Source organism: Allobosea sp. BK604, from assembly GCF_004341515.1.
Lineage (GTDB): Bacteria > Pseudomonadota > Alphaproteobacteria > Rhizobiales > Beijerinckiaceae > Allobosea.
Genome location: NZ_SLZF01000002.1, coordinates 729,100 through 744,338 on the forward strand (window position 1 = coordinate 729,100; position 15,239 = coordinate 744,338).

At 65.0% G+C, this 15,239-nt stretch carries 17 protein-coding genes and 1 tRNA gene; 10 read left to right on the top strand and 8 right to left on the bottom strand.

All coding sequences use genetic code 11. From position 1 onward, the window contains the following. Positions 1 to 5 precede the first annotated feature (5 nt). The 3 genes from EV560_RS08755 to EV560_RS08765 all read right to left on the bottom strand — a co-directional run bounded on the left by EV560_RS08755 (position 6) and on the right by EV560_RS08765 (position 1,869). Positions 6 to 572, bottom strand: coding sequence for a flavin reductase family protein (locus tag EV560_RS08755; RefSeq protein WP_131855346.1), 567 nt, complete (start codon positions 570 to 572; stop codon positions 6 to 8). 5 nt (positions 573 to 577) lie between these two features. Next, positions 578 to 826, bottom strand: a complete 249-nt coding sequence (locus EV560_RS08760) for a DUF2934 domain-containing protein (RefSeq protein WP_131855347.1) — start codon at positions 824 to 826, stop codon at positions 578 to 580. A 137-nt stretch (positions 827 to 963) separates the two neighbouring features. Then, positions 964 to 1,869, bottom strand: a complete 906-nt coding sequence (locus EV560_RS08765; protein ID WP_165923389.1) for a LysR family transcriptional regulator — start codon at positions 1,867 to 1,869, stop codon at positions 964 to 966. 129 nt (positions 1,870 to 1,998) lie between these two features. Here EV560_RS08765 and EV560_RS08770 point away from each other — a divergent pair, with 129 nt between their 5' ends. Genes EV560_RS08770 through EV560_RS08785 form a run of 4 tightly spaced genes read left to right on the top strand, consistent with a single transcriptional unit; the run spans position 1,999 to position 5,000 of the window. Next, the gene (locus EV560_RS08770) at positions 1,999 to 2,643 is read left to right on the top strand and encodes an HD domain-containing protein (protein ID WP_131855349.1); all 645 of its coding nucleotides are present in this window, start codon (positions 1,999 to 2,001) and stop codon (positions 2,641 to 2,643) included. 44 nt (positions 2,644 to 2,687) lie between these two features. After that, positions 2,688 to 3,512 carry a transporter substrate-binding domain-containing protein gene (locus tag EV560_RS08775; RefSeq protein ID WP_131855350.1) on the top strand — a complete coding sequence of 275 codons (825 nt, stop codon included), beginning with the start codon at positions 2,688 to 2,690 and terminating at the stop codon, positions 3,510 to 3,512. A 28-nt stretch (positions 3,513 to 3,540) separates the two neighbouring features. Beyond that, positions 3,541 to 4,218 (top strand): amino acid ABC transporter permease, encoded by a 678-nt coding sequence (locus EV560_RS08780; protein ID WP_131855351.1) that lies wholly within the window; start codon positions 3,541 to 3,543, stop codon positions 4,216 to 4,218. Then, positions 4,215 to 5,000, top strand: a complete 786-nt coding sequence (locus EV560_RS08785) for an amino acid ABC transporter ATP-binding protein (RefSeq protein WP_131855352.1) — start codon at positions 4,215 to 4,217, stop codon at positions 4,998 to 5,000. The genes EV560_RS08780 and EV560_RS08785 overlap by 4 nt, the downstream gene beginning before the upstream one ends. Before the next feature lie 174 nt (positions 5,001 to 5,174). Here EV560_RS08785 and EV560_RS08790 read toward each other — a convergent pair whose 3' ends face one another. Continuing rightward, entirely contained in the window at positions 5,175 to 5,714 is a 540-nt protein-coding gene (locus tag EV560_RS08790) for a GcrA family cell cycle regulator (protein ID WP_131855353.1), read from the bottom strand. 531 nt (positions 5,715 to 6,245) lie between these two features. Between EV560_RS08790 and EV560_RS08795 the strand changes: the two genes are divergently transcribed. Genes EV560_RS08795 through EV560_RS08805 form a run of 3 tightly spaced genes read left to right on the top strand, consistent with a single transcriptional unit; the run spans position 6,246 to position 9,429 of the window. After that, the gene (locus tag EV560_RS08795; RefSeq protein ID WP_131855354.1) at positions 6,246 to 7,466 is read left to right on the top strand and encodes an aspartate aminotransferase family protein; all 1,221 of its coding nucleotides are present in this window, start codon (positions 6,246 to 6,248) and stop codon (positions 7,464 to 7,466) included. A gap of 38 nt (positions 7,467 to 7,504) precedes the next feature. Next, on the top strand, positions 7,505 to 8,422 hold the full coding sequence (argF, locus tag EV560_RS08800) for an ornithine carbamoyltransferase (protein WP_131855355.1): 918 nt from the start codon (positions 7,505 to 7,507) through the stop codon (positions 8,420 to 8,422). Beyond that, the gene (locus tag EV560_RS08805) at positions 8,422 to 9,429 is read left to right on the top strand and encodes an Hsp33 family molecular chaperone (protein WP_131855356.1); all 1,008 of its coding nucleotides are present in this window, start codon (positions 8,422 to 8,424) and stop codon (positions 9,427 to 9,429) included. The genes argF and EV560_RS08805 overlap by 1 nt, the downstream gene beginning before the upstream one ends. Before the next feature lie 115 nt (positions 9,430 to 9,544). Here the strand turns inward: EV560_RS08805 and argE are convergent, their stop codons facing one another. Then, on the bottom strand, positions 9,545 to 10,675 hold the full coding sequence (argE, locus tag EV560_RS08810; RefSeq protein WP_131855509.1) for an acetylornithine deacetylase: 1,131 nt from the start codon (positions 10,673 to 10,675) through the stop codon (positions 9,545 to 9,547). 44 nt (positions 10,676 to 10,719) lie between these two features. After that, positions 10,720 to 11,112 (bottom strand): Co2+/Mg2+ efflux protein ApaG, encoded by a 393-nt coding sequence (apaG, locus tag EV560_RS08815; RefSeq protein WP_131855357.1) that lies wholly within the window; start codon positions 11,110 to 11,112, stop codon positions 10,720 to 10,722. Positions 11,113 to 11,492: 380 nt separating this feature from the next. On the opposite strand from apaG, the gene EV560_RS08820 reads away from it, so the two are divergent. After that, positions 11,493 to 12,584 carry a 2'-deoxycytidine 5'-triphosphate deaminase gene (locus EV560_RS08820; RefSeq protein WP_131855358.1) on the top strand — a complete coding sequence of 364 codons (1,092 nt, stop codon included), beginning with the start codon at positions 11,493 to 11,495 and terminating at the stop codon, positions 12,582 to 12,584. Between the two features lie 102 nt (positions 12,585 to 12,686). Continuing rightward, positions 12,687 to 12,761 (top strand) — tRNA-Gly (locus EV560_RS08825). A gap of 148 nt (positions 12,762 to 12,909) precedes the next feature. Here the strand turns inward: EV560_RS08825 and EV560_RS08830 are convergent. Together EV560_RS08830 and EV560_RS08835 are read right to left on the bottom strand one after the other, a co-directional pair. Continuing rightward, complete coding sequence (locus EV560_RS08830) at positions 12,910 to 14,109, bottom strand: acyltransferase family protein (RefSeq protein WP_131855359.1); 1,200 nt, start codon at positions 14,107 to 14,109, stop codon at positions 12,910 to 12,912. Positions 14,110 to 14,182: 73 nt separating this feature from the next. Beyond that, positions 14,183 to 14,680, bottom strand: a complete 498-nt coding sequence (locus EV560_RS08835) for a hypothetical protein (protein ID WP_131855360.1) — start codon at positions 14,678 to 14,680, stop codon at positions 14,183 to 14,185. A gap of 367 nt (positions 14,681 to 15,047) precedes the next feature. Between EV560_RS08835 and EV560_RS35730 the strand changes: the two genes are divergently transcribed. Then, the gene (locus EV560_RS35730; RefSeq protein ID WP_165923390.1) at positions 15,048 to 15,224 is read left to right on the top strand and encodes a hypothetical protein; all 177 of its coding nucleotides are present in this window, start codon (positions 15,048 to 15,050) and stop codon (positions 15,222 to 15,224) included. Positions 15,225 to 15,239: the final 15 nt, after the last annotated feature.

The window sequence follows — 15,239 nt, forward strand, 5'->3', positions numbered from 1 at the left end:
CCCGCTCACAGCATGCCCGGCCGGAACAGCTTGCTGCGGTCGATGACCTTGCCGGCGACCATGAAGACGCCGTCGCCGGTATAGTGCAGCGTCTCCGGATGCTTCGGCCGCTTGGAGACATGCGCCTTCACGACCTCGAAGATGAAGAGGTCGTATTTGTCGACCATCGCGTCGTCATGGAGGCGGCACTCGAAATTGGCGTGGCATTCGCGGATCAGCGGCGCATCGACGCTTTCTCCGGCCTCGGCCGTCAGGCCGAACCGCTCGAATTTGTCCATTTCGGCGCCGGAGGTGTTGCCGATGCCGATTGCCTGCTCGGTCAGCCCGATGGTCGGCAGGTTTATGACGCATTCGCGGCTGGCGCGGACCATCTCATGGCTATGGTTGCCGCTGGAAATCAGGCAGCCGACAAGGGCCGGAGTGAACTCCAGCACCATGTGCCAGCCCATTGTCATGATGTTGGTCTTGCCGCGCAAGCGCGACGAGACCAGCACAATCGGCCCGGGCTCGAGATATTGGCGGACCCGGCTGACCGGAAAATCGGCCTTCCGGCTGCGAGCCAGTGCCGCCATCGGCGTTAATGCTTCAGGCGCGGCGCGCGGGCGACGCTTGGACGCGCCGCGTCCTCATCCTGATCGGTGAGTTCCGGCGGGATGCCCGGGTTCTCGATCGCGACGTCCGGCGCGGCGTCGTTGTTGCGGGCGCTCCAGATCAGCTTCGCTCGCTCCCAGTGCTCCCGATCGCGGCCATCCGGCCGCCCGTCTTCAGCCCAGAGCGAATAGGCAATCCTGCGGATTTCCCGCTGCGCCTTGTCGTCCTGCCTCATGCTGTCCTCCTACCTGAGGTGAGTCGGGATCAACTTGGGACGAGGGCGGATCGTTCCCGGCCGGCGGCAAATCAGTTTCGCGGCATCGCGCCACAGCCCGGAGCATTTTCGCGCGAAGTGGACGCCGGTCCATCTGTCTATGGCCTGTCCTTGACGAATCTCAGATCGGCGATCGCCCGGCGGGCAGCGCCTAGCACGGCCTCGACCAGCTGGCTGTGTTCGGCAAAGCGGTAGATGCAAAAGAGCCGTGAAGGCGTCGGCTCCTTGTGCGGGCTCAGTGCGACAAGTGCGCCATGCTTGAGGAGCGGCTCGATCAGCCGAGCCGGCAGCAGGCTCGTGCCATGGCCAGCCCTGACCAACTCGACCGTGAGCGTCACGCTGGTGCAGCGGCAGATCTGTGCGGGCTCGATGCCGTCCTCCCTGAACCAGTCGATGATTTGCCGATACATCGGTGAGGGGTGCGGATTGGTGATGATCGGGGCGGAGGCCAGCAGCGCCGGCGTGATCTCTCTGGGCAGGCCCAGCGATGGCGCCGCCGCCCAGACCGCATCCTGGATGCCGAGCTGGATGACCGCGAGTTTGGGATCGCCCACCGGATTGACGACGAAGGCGAGATCGAGCTCGCGGTCGACGACCTGACGTTCAAGCGCCGCGCTGGTGCCAACTGTGATGTCGAGCTGCAGAGCCGGAAAGTCGCGCGCGAGCAGCTTCATGCAGTCGGACAGGCAGATCTGCGCGAAGGTCTCGGAGAGGCCGACGCGGACGACGCCGGCCGCGAGCATCGCGCCGCCGATCAGCTCGCGAATGCCGGTCAGCTCATGGATCAGCGCCGCAGAACGCGGCAGCAGCGCGTCGCCATCGGGGGTGAGCACGAGGCGGCGCGCGATCCGATCGAAGAGCGGGCGCTGGAATTGCGCCTCCAGCTCCTGCAAGCGCAGCGAGATCGTCGGCTGGGCGAGGTTGAGGTGGCGTGCCGCCTCTTTCACCGAGCCGAGCCGGGCGACCCAGAAGAATGTCTCGAGCTGCGCCGTGGTCGGTCGCATGGCCTGATCCTCGCATCTCCAATGCATTGCCTTAGGCAATGATGTGGCATCCGAAAATCAAATTTTACGATGCTGGCTTTGCTGTCTAGCTTTTCCGAAGGGAGCTTCCGACCATAGAAGGACAGGCGCATGGACCAGTTGCGCAAGAGCATTCTCGAAGATCTGCCGGAGATCGAGTGGATCAGCGATCCAGCGCTGCGGCAGGGCGCGATCGACGCGTGGGCGCTGGCGCTGGAGAAGTCGAGCTTCGCGCGCATCAGCGAAATTCCCGGCGAAGCCAATCCCGGCATCATGGTGATGAAGCGCGGCGGCCAGCATTTGCATCTGAGCGGCGTGACGCGGCTCGCGCTCGCCTCGGTCGATTATTTCGCCGAGGTCTATCCGGAGGCGGTGATCGACCGCGACATCGTCATCGCCGGCGGGCTCTGCCACGATGTCGGCAAGGCCTGGGAATGCGATCCCGAGAACCAGAAGCGCTGGAAAGCCGATGGCAGCCTGGTCGGCCGGCCCTCGCTGCGGCACCCGGTCTACGGTGCCTATATCTGCCTGACCGTCGGTCTGCCCGAGTCGATCGCCCATATCGCGGCCTGCCATTCGCCCGAGGGCGACAATGTCAAGCGCAGCCTGGAATGCATCATCGTGCACGAGGCCGACGTGGCCTGGTGGACGATCAGCGCAGCCTCCGGACTGACGCAGGACGGCACGATTCCCGACCAGATGACCAAGAAATTCGACCCCCGCAAGGCACGAGAGATGCCGAAGGCGGCCGAGTGAGCTGAAGCCAACCTGCAAGACCAACGAAACGAGGGGATTTGTCGATGATCGCAAGCAGGATTCTCAAAGGCGCCGTGCTCGTCGCCGGCATGCTCGCGCTGGCGCTGCCCGCAGCCGCGCAGCCCAAGGAAGGCGTGCTCGCCAAGGTGAAGCGCGAGGGCGTGCTCAAGGTCTGCTACGCGCAGGTCACGCCCGACAGCTACAAGGACCCGCGCACCGGCCAGTGGACCGGCGTCTTCGTCGATCTCATCAACGAGCTGGCGAGCTGGATGAAGGTCAAGGTCGAGCCGGTCGAGGTGCAGTTCGGCACGGCGCCGCTCTCGCTCAACCGCGGCGATTGCGACCTGTTCGGCGCGAGCCTGCTCTACAACGCGCCGCGCGCGCTCGAGATCAACTTCGTGCGGCCCTTCGCCGCCAAGGGCATCAACGGCGTGGTCAGCAAGGAGAAGGCCGGCCGCTTCAAGAAGATCGAGGATTTGAACGATCCCTCGGTCACCATCGCGGTCCAGGCCGGCAGCCGGGATCACGAGGTCTCGCAGCGCATCTTCCCGAAGGCGAAGCTGCTGGCCCTGCAGTCCCAGACCGATCTCGCCGTGTTCGACTCGGTGCGCCGCGGCGATGCCGATATCGCCTTCGCCAACGGCATCACGATCCGCTGGTGGACGAAAGTGCAGGGCAACGACTGGGCGGTGCCCGCTTTCGACGCCGATTTCAGCACGCAGCAGAATGGCTGGGCGATCCGCTATGGCGATTCGGACTGGAAGGACTTCCTCGATTCCTTCGCGGCCTGGATCGTCGCCAACAACAAGGCGGCGGAGCTGTATGATTCCTACCTGTCGCGGACCTCGCTCTTCGACACCAAGAAGTAATCGATAGCGACACTGAGAAAGAGCGGCGATGCAGCGGACTCTGACCATCCTCTACGAGTTTCGCGACACGCTGCTCTACGGGCTCGGCATCACCGTCTCGCTCTCGGTGCTGTCGATGCTGGCAGCGCTCGTCGTCGGGCTCGTGGCGGCGCTCGGCATGCTCTCGCGCCGGCGCTGGATCAGCATGCCTGCGACCTTCTATGTCGAGTTCTGCCGGAACACGCCGATCCTGGTGCAGCTCGTCTGGGTGCATTACGCCTGGCCCGAGATCTTCGGGCTGAAATTCACGGCCTTCTACTCGTCGCTCGTCGCGCTCACCCTGCAGACGAGCGGCTATCTCGCCGAGGAATATCGCGGCGGCATCGAGGCGGTCGACAAGGGCCAGGTCGAGGCGGCGAAGTCGCTGGGCATGACGCATAGCCGGCTGATGGCCCGGATCGTGCTGCCGCAGGCGATCATGCGCTCGGTACCCGGCCTGCTCAACCAGTTCGTCACCTGCTTCAAATCGACCTCGATCGTCTCGGTGATCGCAGTGCCCGACCTGATGTACCAGGCCGGCCTGATCGTCAGCGCCACCTTCCTGACCATGCCGATCTACACCATCGTCGCGATCATCTATTTCGTCGTCGTCTTCGCGATCTCGCGTTCGGTGCGCTGGCTGACGCGCAAGCTGCCGACCACCGGCTATTTCGGAGCCGCGGCATGACCAGCGCGACGGAGGCGGCCGCTCCCGCCATCAGCTTCCGCTCGGTCAGCAAGTCCTACGGCCAGCATCAGGTCCTGTTCGAGGTCTCGGCCGTGGTCCCGCGCGGCGCCACAGTCGCGGTGCTGGGCTCGAGCGGCTCGGGCAAGAGCACGCTGGTGCGCTGCGTCAACCGGCTGGAGACATTTCAGGGCGGCGAGATCCTCGTCGGCGATGTCAGCCTGACGCCGGCGGGCGCGGCGCGTGGCGCGCAGAAGCTGAACGACCGGCAGGTCGCGAAATACCGCACCGACATCGGCATGGTCTTCCAGTCCTTCAACCTGTTCCAGCATCTCAACGTGCTGAAGAACCTGATCGAGGCGCCGGTCGGCGTGCTCGGCTGGAGCAAGGACAAGGCGATCGACCGCGCCCGCGACCTGCTCGCCAAGGTCGGCCTGCCCGACAAGCAGGAGGCCTATCCGAACCGGCTCTCCGGCGGCCAGCAGCAGCGCATCGCGATCGCCCGGGCCCTGATGATGGAGCCCTCGATCATGCTCTTCGACGAGCCGACCTCGGCGCTCGACCCGGAGCTGACCGGGGAGGTGCTGAACGTGGTCAAGGGACTCGCGCTCGGCGGGCGCACCTCGCTCATCGTGACGCATGAGCTCGCATTCGCCCGCGACGTCGCCTCGCATGTCATGGTGCTCGACCATGGCCGCGTCACCGAGTTCGGCCCGACGGCCGAGGTCTTCGGCCAGCCGAAATCGGAACGCACGAAGCGCTTCTTCCAGAGCGCGGGCCTCTGAGGGCCGAAGATCGGCGCAAGGCCGTCATTGCGAGGAGCGAAGCGACGAAGCAATCCAGGAGACGTAGAGCGAGCCCTCCTGGATTGCTTCGCTGCGCTCGCAATGACGGGAGTGCGCAAAGAACAAAAAAGCCGGCTCAAGAGCCGGCTTTTTCAGTATCGTCCTGAGTGATCCTCAGCGGCCGACATTCCGCCGGTCGCGCCTGCGATCCGCTGCCGGCTGGTAGGCGATGCGGGCGTGGTAGCCGCAATAGGGCAGGCCGGTCGAGGAGCGGGCGCCGCAGAAGCGGAATTCCGCGGTGGTCGGGTCGCCCATGGGCCAGCGGCACATATATTCGCGCAGGTCCATGATGGTGACGCGCTCCGAGAAGGGCACGACCACGTCCTCGGAGGGCGTCGCCTCCGGCTCGGCCTCGGCTTCCGCCTCGGTCGCGAATTGCGGGGCGAGCGCGTTGGCGCCGCGGGTCAGGCCGCTATTGCCGCCCATCGGATGGCTCGGCGGGCGGGCCGGCGCCTTGCGGGCCGGGCGCGGCGTCGAGGAGGCCGAGGGGTTCTTGGCGCGACCGGAGAGGCCAAGGCGATGGACCTTGCCGATCACCGCGTTGCGGGTGACGTTGCCAAGCTCACCAGCGATCTGGCTGGCGCTCAGGCCATCATTCCAGAGCTTCTTGAGCAGCTCGACGCGTTCTTCCGTCCACGCTCCGGCGTCGTTCATGGCTTCACCTGTCTCGTCAAGCCAGCCCATGGCGGGCGGGCTTAGGGGCCGATCGTGGCGGAATCCGAGACCGGCAGCGCCCGTCGCTAAACGAGAGCCGTTACACCCGGAACTGACGGTACAGGGGACGCCGCACGAGATGTCGTATCTGACGAAACAGACCATACAAGATGGCCGGACTCGGCGACAAGAGTCCGCGAATCCGAAATTGAATTTTCCCCAGCCCATTCCCAAATTCGCCGTCAAGGCCGTCGTCGTAAAACTTTCATCGGCGCTGCGCGGAATTGACAGCGAGGGACGGCTTTTGCATAGTCGCCGACATGCGGCCGCCCCCAACGGGCGGCGCTTATGTTTTTGACGGGTCGGGATCTTTCGACGATGCGGATGACGGCACGACGAGATGTCGGGAACTGGCTGCGACGATAACGTCGCCGGCGGGTCGCATTAGGCTGTCATGCTTGAGCCACCCGTATTGCCGTTCAAAGCCAGCGCATACCCGTTCTCATTCGTTCCGTCCGAGGATCGTTTTCCATGGCCCCTGTTCCTGCTTCGCCCAATACCTCGCTTCTCCTGCCGACCTATGCGCGTGCGCCGATCGCCCTCGAACGCGGCGAAGGCGCCTGGGCGATCACGTCGGACGGACAGCGCTTCCTCGATTTCGGCGCCGGCATCGCGGTCAATTCGCTCGGCCATGCCCATCCGCATCTGGTCCAGGCGCTGACCGAGCAGGCCTCGCGGATCTGGCACACCTCGAACCTCTATTCGATGCCCGACGGCGAGAAGCTGGCGCGGCGGCTCTGCGAGGCGACATTCGCCGAGCGCGTCTTCTTCACCAATTCGGGCGCCGAGGCGAATGAGTGTGCCATCAAGATGGCGCGCAAGTACCATGCCGCGAAGGGCAATCCCGAGCGCTTCCACATCATCACCTTCGAGGGCGCCTTCCACGGCCGGACGCTGGCGACGATCGCCGCCGGCGGCCAGCAGAAGTATATTGACGGTTTCGGCCCGAAGGTCTCCGGCTTCGACCAGGTGCCCTTCGACGACGAGAAGGCGCTCAAGGCCGCGATCACCGACGAGACCGCCGCGCTGCTGATCGAGCCGATCCAGGGCGAAGGCGGGCTGCGCACGGTGCCGACCCGCTTCCTCAAGCTCCTGCGCGAGCTCTGCGACGAGCACGGCCTGCTGCTGATCTTCGACGAGATCCAGACCGGCGTCGGCCGCAGCGGCAAGTTCTTCTCCTATGAGCTCGCCGGAGTCACGCCGGACATCATGTCGGTCGCCAAGGGCATTGGCGGCGGCTTCCCGATGGGCGCCTGCCTGGCGACCGAGGAAGCGGCCTCCGGCATGACGCTCGGCACGCATGGCACGACCTTCGGCGGCAACCCGCTCGCCATGGCGGTCGGCAACGCGGTGCTCGACGTCATCCTCGCGCCCGGCTTCCTCGAGCAGGTCCGGCAGATCTCGCTGCGGCTGCGGCAGTCGCTGGCGCAGCTCAAGGATCATCATCCCGATGTGATCGAGGAGATCCGCGGCGAGGGCCTGATGCTCGGCCTCAAGCTGAAGACTCCGAATACCGACTTCGTTGCCGAGGCGCGCAATGCCGGGCTGCTCGTCGTCGCCGCCGGCGACAATGTCGTGCGCCTGCTGCCGCCGCTGATCATCGGCGAGACCGAGGTCGCCGAGGCGGTCGCCCGTCTGGAGACGACGGCCAGCGCCGTCGAGGCCAGCCTGAAGCGGCCAGCCGCCGAATAATCCAACCCTCCCAGCATTCCTGCGAAGGAAGCGCGACGATGCGCCATTTCCTCGATCTTTCCGATTTCTCCAGCGACCAGCTCAGGGCGATCCTGCGGGCCGGCGAGGAGATCAAGGCGCGACGCCGCACGCCGGAGGCGGCCGGCGACCGCCTGCTCGAAGGCAAGGTCATCGCCATGATCTTCGAGCAGCCCTCGCTCAGGACCCGCGTCTCCTTCGATGTCGGCATCCGCGAGCTCGGCGGCTCGCCGATGATGGTGACCGGACAGGAGATCGAGCTTGGCGAGCGCGAGACCATCGCCGACACGGCGCGCGTGCTCTCGCGCTATGTCGACGCGATCATGATCCGCATGCTCGACCACGACTCGGTGGTCGAGATGGCGAAATACGCGACCGTCCCGGTGATCAACGGCCTGACCAAGCGCCAGCATCCCTGCCAGGTCATGGCCGACGTCATGACATTCGAGGAGCGCAAGGGCCCGATCGCTGGCAAGCGCATCGCCTGGACCGGCGACACCAACAACGTGCTGACCTCCTGGGTGCATGCGGCCGGGCGGCTCGATTTCGAGCTGGCGATCGCGACCCCCGAAGAGTTGGCGCCGCCGCCGGCCCTGATCGACTGGGCCCGCAAGCAGGGCGCCAAGGTCAAGCTCACCCATCGGCCCGAGGCCGCGGTCGAAGGCGCCGATTGCGTCATTACCGATTGCTGGGTCTCGATGGGCGACGAGGAAGGCACGCGCCACAACCTGCTGCGCCCCTATCAGGTCGACGAGCGCCTGCTTGGCCGGGCCGAGAAGGACGCGATCTTCATGCACTGCCTGCCGGCGAGCCGCGGCGAGGAAGTGACCGACGAGGTCATGGACGGGCCGCAATCTGCCGTGTTCGACGAGGCCGAGAACCGGCTGCATGCCCAGAAGGGCATCCTGGCCTGGTGCTTCGGCGGTGTCGCCGCCTGATGGCCGGCTCCGACACAGACACGGGCGCTGAAGGACTCGACGACAGGGTCGTGCCCTTCACCGTGCCCGATCTCGACGTGCGCGGCCGCGTCGTCAGGCTCGGCAGCTCGATCGACACGATCCTCGAGCGCCACGGCTATCCCGAGCCTGTCTCGCGCGTGCTCGGCGAGGCGGCGGCGCTGACCGTTCTGCTCGGCACGGCGCTGAAATTCGAGGGACGCTTCCAGTTCCAGACCAAGAGCGACGGGCCGATCTCGATGCTCGTCGTCGATTTCAACGCGCCGGACAATTATCGGGCCGTCGCGCATTTCGACGAGGAGCGGCTGCAGCAGGCCATCGCCGCCGGCGCGCTCAGCACCGGCGAATTGCTCGGCGAAGGCCATCTCGGCATGACCGTCGACCAAGGCACGCAGACGACGCGCTACCAGGGCGTGGTGGCGCTGGCCAAGCAGAGCCTGGAAGAGGCGGCGCACCAGTATTTCCGCCAGTCCGAGCAGATCCCGACCCGGATCCGCCTTGGCGTCGGCAGCGTCGTCAACGGCACGGGCCGGCACTGGCGCGCCGGTGGGCTGATCGTGCAGTTCATGCCGAACTCGCCCGATCGCCTGCGCGCCGCCGACATGCATCCGGGCGATGCGCCCGAGGGCCACGAGATCCTGGCGAGCGAGCATCCCGACGGGATCAGCGACGATGCCTGGGCCGAGGCGCGCTCGCTCGTCGAGACGATCGAGGATCACGAGCTGCTCGACCCGATGCTGGAAAGCGAGCGGCTGCTCTACCGGCTCTTCCACGAGCGCGGTGCGCGCGTGTTCGAGCCGGTGATCGTGCATGAGGAATGTCGCTGCTCGCGCGAGCGCGTGCTCGGCATGCTCAGGGGCTTCTCGCCCGAGGACCGCCGCGCCATGATCGCCGATGACGGCACGCTCGGCGTCACCTGCGAATTCTGCTCGCGGCGCTACACGTTCCAGCCCGAAGAAGTCGAGGCAGGCCAGTCGCCCTCGCCTTGAGGCGCTCACTTCTCCCGCCTGCGGAAGAAGGCGCCATGGTCGCGCGACCCCTCATCCGTCTCGGCTTCGCCGAGCCACCTTCTCCCGCAAGGGGAGAAGGCAAACCCCGGCATCGTCAGGCCCTGCAGCTCTCCATCAGCCCGCGCATGAAGCGCTCGCCGGCCACGAGCTGCTCCAGCGTGATGTATTCGTCGGGCTGGTGCGCCTGGTCGATCGAGCCCGGGCCGCAGACGATGGTCGGCAGGCCGGCGCGCTGGAAATGCCCGGCCTCGGTGGCATAGGCGACCGCGATCGTGCTGTTGCGGCCGGCAAGCCGCATGGTGAGCGTCTCGGCCTCCGAACCGTGATCGGGCGCCAGGCCCGGCACGTCCGAGGTCATCTCCGTCACGATCGTCGAGGACGGCGCGGTCTTGCGCATCCGGGCCAGCACCGTCTCGGAATAGGCGGCGAAGCGCCGCGGCACGTCGTCCGGGTCCGAGCCCGGCAGGGTCCGAACTTCCCAGGCGAGCTCGCAGCGATCGGCAAGGATGTTGCGGGCGATGCCGCCATGCAGCTTGCCGACATGGATCGTGTCATAGGGCGGGTCGAAGCGGCCGCTCGGATCGAGCTTGGCCGCGGCCTCCTGCGCCATCCGGTCGAGTTCGGCGGCGAGCAGCGCGCCGGCATGGACGGCGCTGGCGCCGAGCTGCGGCTTGGAGGAATGGGCCGCGAAGCCGGTGATCACTGTGCTGAAGGTGCGGATGCCTTTATGCGCGTCGGTGATGTCGAGCGAGGTCGGCTCGCCGACGATGACGGCGCGCGGGCGCGGCAGGCTCTTGCCCATCGCGGCGATGCCGTCGACGACGCCAAGGCAGGTCAGCTCCTCGTCATAGGAGAGGAAGAGATGGATCGGCGTCTCGAGGCCGGCCGCCAGGAAATCCGGCACCAGCGCCAGCGAGAGCGCAACGAAGCCCTTCATGTCGACCGCGCCGCGGCCATAGGCCTTGCCGTCCTCGACATGCAGGGTGAACGGATCGCGCGACCAGCTCTGGCCGGCGACCGGCACGACATCGGTATGGCCGGAGAGCACGATGCCGCCGCGATCCTGCGGCCCGATCGTGGCGAAGAGCGCCGCCTTGTCGCCATCGGCGTTCGGGAAGCGATGATAGGGCACGCCCCAGCCATCGAGATAATCCGCGACGAAGGCGATCAGCTCGAGATTCGACTTGGTGCTGATCGTGTCGAACGCAACGAGGCGGGCGAGCATCTCGAGCGGCGTGTAACGCTGCGCGCTCGGCTTTGGCTGGGCGGTCAATGCAGAACCTTCTTCACATAGGGGGAATCGAGCGGAAACAGCGGCACTTCGACATCGAAGACCGTGCCGTCATCGCCGAGCATGGCGTAGAAACCTTGCATCGAGCCGTCCGGGGTCATCAACGGGCAGCCGGAGGTATAGCTGAAGCTCTCGCCGGGACGCAGCACCGGCTGCTGGCCGATGACGCCGTCGCCGCGGACCTCATGGACTTCGCCCTTGCCGTCGGTGATGCGCCAATAGCGCGTCATCAGCTGGATCGTCTTCTGCGAGAGGTTCATGATCTCGATCGTATAGGCCCAAAAATAGCGGCCCTGCTCATGCGAGGATTCCTTCTCCATGAACTCGGGCATGGCGGTGACGCGCACGCCATGGGTCTGTGCCTGATACATCCTAGCTGCTCCATGCCTGAAGCGGGGCCTAGAGCATTTCCGCGCTTCTCCGAACCGCGAAAATTCCCTATCCTTTTGTCTTAACGCATTTTCTTCACGCGAACCGGTGTCCACTTCGCTCGAAAATGCTCTCGATTCTCGCATCGGCTTTTCCGAAAACCGAAATCCACTTTTCGGGCCGATGCTCTAGCACGCCATACCGGCTGCCTGCGACGGCCTTGTTATGAGCCGGTGGCGAACAGCGTCAATCCCACAGCGGCGGGCAACAGCATCATTCTCGCGTGGACAACCACGGCCACGCCCGCCTGCGGCAAGGGCGCGCGCTTGGCCTTTGGCTCCAGCTTCGCTAGCTGTGGTCGATCCACTGGTCCAATATCGCCTTGCAGCCCTTCTCACCCGGCATCCAGCCCGACAGCCGCATCCGCGCCTTCATCGACGAGGGCGCGATCAAGCTGGCGCGCCCGGCGGCCGAGGGGCAGATCCAGCCGGCGAGCCTCGATCTTCGGCTCGGCGAGAAGGCCTATCGCGTCCGCGCCAGCTTCCTGCCCGGTCCGGGCCAGACTGTGGCGCAGCGGCTCGCCAGCCTTGCCCTGCACGAGATCGACCTGACGCGCGGCGCCGTGCTCGAGACCGGCTGCGTCTATGTCGCCGAGCTGATGGAGGGCCTGGCGCTGCCGAAGGGCCTGCGCGCCGCCGCCAATCCGAAAAGCTCGACGGGGCGGCTCGATGTGTTCACCCGCGTGATCACCGACCGCGCCCGCGAGTTCGACCTGGTCGAGGAGGGCTATGAAGGCCCGCTCTTCATCGAGATCTCGCCGCGGACCTTCCCGGTGCTGGTGCGCTCGGGCTCGCGCCTGTCGCAGATCCGCTTCCGCGCCGGCGAGATCAGGCTCGACGACAGGGCGCTCGGCGAACTGCACGAGCGCGAAACCCTGGTCAGCTCCGCCACCCCCTCGTTCCAGAGCGGCGTCGCCGTCAGCGTCGATCTCGCCGGGTTCGATGGCGGCCTCGTCGGCTATCGCGGCAAGCATCATACCGACGTGATCGATGTCGACAGCCCCGGCGCCTATCGCGTCGCCGATTTCTGGGAGCCGATCGCGGCCGAGCCGTCGCGCTCGCTGATCCTCGACCCCGACCAGTTCTATATCCTCGCCTCGAAGGAGGCGGTGCACGTGCCGCCGGATTATGCGGCGGAGATGACGCCGTTCGACGCGCTCGTCGGCGAGTTCCGGGTGCATTACGCGGGGTTCTTCGACCCCGGCTTCGGCCATAGCGGCGCCGGCGGCCAGGGCGCGCGCGCCGTGCTGGAGGTGCGCTCGCGCGACGTGCCCTTCATCATCGAGGACGGCCAGATCGTCGGCCGCCTTGTCTACGAGAAGATGGCGGCACGGCCGGAGGCGCTCTACGGCGCCGATTTGAAATCGAACTACCAGGGCCAGGCGCTCAAGCTCTCCAAGCATTTTCACGATTGAGCGGGGCACGCCCGGGTTTCCGTGTGATTGCCGGATGACACCCGCGCCGGAGTTCGCTATGAGGATTCCGTCCTCGCCGTCGACCTGCGGTCGCTGTGAGATGCGGGCGTAGTTCAGTGGTAGAACGTCAGCTTCCCAAGCTGAATGTCGTCGGTTCGATCCCGATCGCCCGCTCCAATTTTCCCTTAGAGCGTAGCTGGTGGTTTCCTTTGAGATCACCGCATCCTTGCCGCCTATCCTGCCTGTGTCAGGGTCGGCGCGACACCGACCATGGCGACGATACCGGGAACAACGACGAGCACGACTCGGCGCTGACCGGTATCGGCTACGCGACGGTGGCGGCCTGTTGATTCCCAGCCGCTTGGGCTGGTGAAGTCCGTTTGTATTCGGACTTTCTGGCCCATCTCTGGATCGGCTTTTCCATGTAACGGTAGGACACCGCCGCGGCCAGGAAGGTCAGTGCGAACACAGCCACGGGCATCCACGCCTTGTCGAGGCGGTCAAGCAACGGATTGGTGTCGTAGACCGCCCGATAAAGCGCGAAATGTATCAGTTGGTGGTACATGTACGCTGCGTAAGAGACCAACCCGACCTTTGCTAACCACGTCGTCGAGAAGCTCGACTTGAGCCGGCGCCCACCTGGAAGAGAAAGACGCAAGAGGAGCAGCCCGTAGAGCATGGCCAAGGCCGAATAGCGTAGAGTAATGGCGAACAGCCCTACCGAGCGATGCTGCCCGATTACTGATTGGCCGACCAAGGTCGTGACGTCAAAGGCGACAATCAGAATGAGGCCGATCATCATCGCGTCGATGAGCAGGGTACGATGGGAGAGCGCTGTCATTATATCTGGGCGGCGCACCACGTAAGCGATCAGCACGCCCCACATGATCGTGTCCATCCGACCCGGGGTGAGGTGATAGCTTGCCCTCCAGTTGATCAGTTCCCAAAGCACGGTTCGAACAAACGGAGCCAAAATAATCAGGCAGATCGCCACCTGGGCGATCCGTCGCTTTGACAGGAAGTAGATGGCAAATGGGAGCAGCAAATAGAACTGCTCCTCCATGGCCAGAGACCACGTGACTCCGAGGAAATTGCCGTAGTTGCCCGTCGCGATGAAATAGAAGTTCTGAGTGAAGGTCGCATACGTCCAGAACGGAACGGTGTCGATGAAATAGCTCGTGTATTTCGCGTTGAAGATCGCGTGGAGGCCGTAAAATACCGGCACCAGTCCGACCATCAGATAGTAGACCGGGAAGATCCGGCCGATGCGCCGCCTCCAGAATGTCGGGAAGAAATCGCGCGCCGGCGTACCTTTGGCGTCCATCAGGATTCCGCTGATCAGGAAACCCGAAAGCACGAAGAACAGATCGACCCCGCCGATCAGGAACGGTTGGATGACAGTTCTTGCTTGAGCAAAAAATGAGTCAGGAGCGACCCTGATCGGCCCAATGATAATATGCAGGACGAGGACTGAGAGACAGGCAAAACCACGAACACCATCGAGCTCGGCTCTGTGGTTGTCCATGGTCGCCAGCCCCCCAACGTCCAGCTGAATTGGCCGAGCTTAGCGCTCCGCTCGTTTACGGTCGTCGGCATGCTTATGGCTGCGTGGCCAACACCTTGCCTATCGCCTGCGCGACCCAGTCTTGCGGGGAGATTCCCGCCGCCCGTGCCTTCGCGTTGACCGCGTCGACGACGTCTGGCGCCAGCGGCACATCGAGGAAGATGCGGTCGGCGATCTCGATTGCGTAGACGGAGCGCGTGGCCTGCAAGCTAAAGTGCTGCATGAGCGCGGTCTTCTGCGCGTCGTTCAGCGTCGTGTCCTTCGCCACAAGGGGACAATAGGCTCCGATCAAATTGTCGATGATCTGGGTCTTGCTCAGGCCCTGCTGGCGCAGCTTGTCGACGGCGGCATTGAGCGAACCCGGACGGTCGAGCAGGTTCGAAACCGGCAGCAGCGAGGCGATGTCCTGTATCCCGGCAGGCAAATCGGCAGTGCGTTGCCAGCCGCACTCGAACCCGGACGCCCAGGCGCCTTGGCCAATCAACAGGGACGACAGTGACAGAGTAGCCAACACGCGCGATGCGGCTCGCATGACGTTCCTTCCCGACTGTGTTCCGTCCGATTCAGATCTTGGAAGCGTTCGCGCAGCCATTCTTGCCAAGGGCCGCCAAACCGGCGAATTGACGGCAGCCACCGCTATCCGGACCAGCCGAAGATCGACCGCCCTTATGGCCGCGATCATTCTCTCCAGTGCTATGACGCAATGAAGGATTTGAGCAGTCAAGAGCTTCAAAGTCCATGGGTGTGAAAGCTCGCAGCGATTTCGCAGGAGAGGCTGCCTAGCTTAATCCTTGTCCCGGCAAAAACCGGATCGCCCGCTCCAATCCTCCCGAACATGTCAGTGCCTGCGTCACGGTTGCCGCTTTCGGCGGCAGCGGCCTGCGACTATGTTTACGGCCATGACGCAGCCCGACCAGACGCAGGACGAGAATGCCGTTCCGATCTCGCGGACCGGGCTGCTGCTGCTCGGTGGCGGCGCTGGCGGCCTGCTTCTGACCGGGCTGCTGCTCTGGTGGCGCGAGGGCGACCGGCTCTTCACCGACGGGCTGATCGCCGCCATCGTCGCCTGTTTCTGAGGCGTCCACCGTTCC

Excerpts from the sequence above, each read along its gene's own strand:
- EV560_RS08755 (WP_131855346.1), bottom strand. The coding sequence starts at position 572 with ATGGCGGCACTGGCTCGCAGCCGGAAGGCCGATTTTCCGGTCAGCCGG.
- EV560_RS08760 (WP_131855347.1), bottom strand. The coding sequence starts at position 826 with ATGAGGCAGGACGACAAGGCGCAGCGGGAAATCCGCAGGATTGCCTAT.
- EV560_RS08765 (WP_165923389.1), bottom strand. The coding sequence starts at position 1,869 with ATGCGACCGACCACGGCGCAGCTCGAGACATTCTTCTGGGTCGCCCGG.
- EV560_RS08770 (WP_131855349.1), top strand. The coding sequence starts at position 1,999 with ATGGACCAGTTGCGCAAGAGCATTCTCGAAGATCTGCCGGAGATCGAG.
- EV560_RS08775 (WP_131855350.1), top strand. The coding sequence starts at position 2,688 with ATGATCGCAAGCAGGATTCTCAAAGGCGCCGTGCTCGTCGCCGGCATG.
- EV560_RS08780 (WP_131855351.1), top strand. The coding sequence starts at position 3,541 with ATGCAGCGGACTCTGACCATCCTCTACGAGTTTCGCGACACGCTGCTC.
- EV560_RS08785 (WP_131855352.1), top strand. The coding sequence starts at position 4,215 with ATGACCAGCGCGACGGAGGCGGCCGCTCCCGCCATCAGCTTCCGCTCG.
- EV560_RS08790 (WP_131855353.1), bottom strand. The coding sequence starts at position 5,714 with ATGAACGACGCCGGAGCGTGGACGGAAGAACGCGTCGAGCTGCTCAAG.
- EV560_RS08795 (WP_131855354.1), top strand. The coding sequence starts at position 6,246 with ATGGCCCCTGTTCCTGCTTCGCCCAATACCTCGCTTCTCCTGCCGACC.
- argF (WP_131855355.1), top strand. The coding sequence starts at position 7,505 with ATGCGCCATTTCCTCGATCTTTCCGATTTCTCCAGCGACCAGCTCAGG.
- EV560_RS08805 (WP_131855356.1), top strand. The coding sequence starts at position 8,422 with ATGGCCGGCTCCGACACAGACACGGGCGCTGAAGGACTCGACGACAGG.
- argE (WP_131855509.1), bottom strand. The coding sequence starts at position 10,675 with ATGCTCGCCCGCCTCGTTGCGTTCGACACGATCAGCACCAAGTCGAAT.
- apaG (WP_131855357.1), bottom strand. The coding sequence starts at position 11,112 with ATGTATCAGGCACAGACCCATGGCGTGCGCGTCACCGCCATGCCCGAG.
- EV560_RS08830 (WP_131855359.1), bottom strand. The coding sequence starts at position 14,109 with ATGGACAACCACAGAGCCGAGCTCGATGGTGTTCGTGGTTTTGCCTGT.
- EV560_RS08835 (WP_131855360.1), bottom strand. The coding sequence starts at position 14,680 with ATGCGAGCCGCATCGCGCGTGTTGGCTACTCTGTCACTGTCGTCCCTG.
- EV560_RS35730 (WP_165923390.1), top strand. The coding sequence starts at position 15,048 with ATGACGCAGCCCGACCAGACGCAGGACGAGAATGCCGTTCCGATCTCG.